Raw genomic sequence first — 1,046 nt, 5'->3', positions numbered from 1 at the left:
CACCTGCAGGTCGTGCTCGAAGGTATGGCCCGACAGCGTGGCGTGGTTGGCTTCGATGTTGAGCTTGAAGTCCTTCTCCAGCCCGTGCTCCTTCAGGAAGCCGGCCACCGTGGCGCTGTCGAAGTCGTACTGGTGCTTCATCGGCTCCATCGGCTTGGGCTCGATCAGGAAGTTGCCCTTCAGCCCGATGCTGCGGCCGTAGTCGCGCGCCATGGTCAGGAAGCGGGCGAAGTGCGCGACCTCGCGCTTCATGTCGGTGTTGACCAGCGAGGCGTAGCCTTCGCGGCCACCCCAGAACACGTAGTGCTCGCCGCCCAGCTCGACGGTGGCCTCCAGCGCGGCCTTCACCTGCACCGCCGCCCGGGCGACCACGGCAAAGTCCGGATTGGTCGACGCCCCGTTCATGTAGCGCGGATGCGAGAACAGGTTGGCCGTGCCCCACAGCAGCTTGATACCGGTGGCGTCCTGGCGCGCCTTGGCCAGGCCGGTCATATGCTTGAGGTTCTTCTGGTACTGGCCGATGTCCTCGGCATCCGGGGCCAGGTCGATGTCGTGGAAGCACCAGTACGGCACGCCGAGCTTGGTGAAGAACTCGAACGCGGCATCGACCTTGGCCTCGGCCGTGGCCATCGGCGAACCCGCTTCCCACGGGAAGTGGCGCGTGCCCGGGCCGAAGGGGTCATGGCCGGCATTGCAGAAGGTGTGCCAGTAGCAGACGGCGAAGCGCAGGTGCTCGCGCATGGTCTTGCCACCGATGGTCTTGTTGGCGTCGTAGACCTTGAACGCCAGCGGGTTGTCCGAGCCGCGGCCCTCGAACGGGATGCGGCCGATGCCGGGGAAGTATTCCTGGGCGCCGATGAAGGGCTGCGTGCTCATGGTGCGTGATCCTGTGGTTGTGCGTGATGTACGTGGGAGTGTCAGCCGCGCTGCTGCGGCGTGAGGGCATCGAGGTGCTGGAGGAAGCGGCGGTAGGCCGCGGCATAGGCCTGCGTGCGGGTGGGATCGGGCGTGGCGGACAAGGCCGGCTCGGTGGCGACATGGGCGCG

The 1,046-nt window shown here is 66.6% G+C and carries 1 protein-coding gene; it reads right to left on the bottom strand.

Annotation, left to right across the window (positions count from 1 at the left end; all coding sequences use genetic code 11):
- On the bottom strand, positions 1–876 hold an 876-nt coding region (locus ACIPRS_RS18835), incomplete at its 3' end, for a xylose isomerase (protein WP_446539651.1).
- Positions 877–1,046: the final 170 nt, after the last annotated feature.

This window comes from Pseudoxanthomonas sp. LARHCG66 (assembly GCF_052871755.1).
The sequence above is the reverse complement of the archived record's forward strand: the minus strand, read 5'-3'. Positions and strand labels throughout refer to the sequence as shown.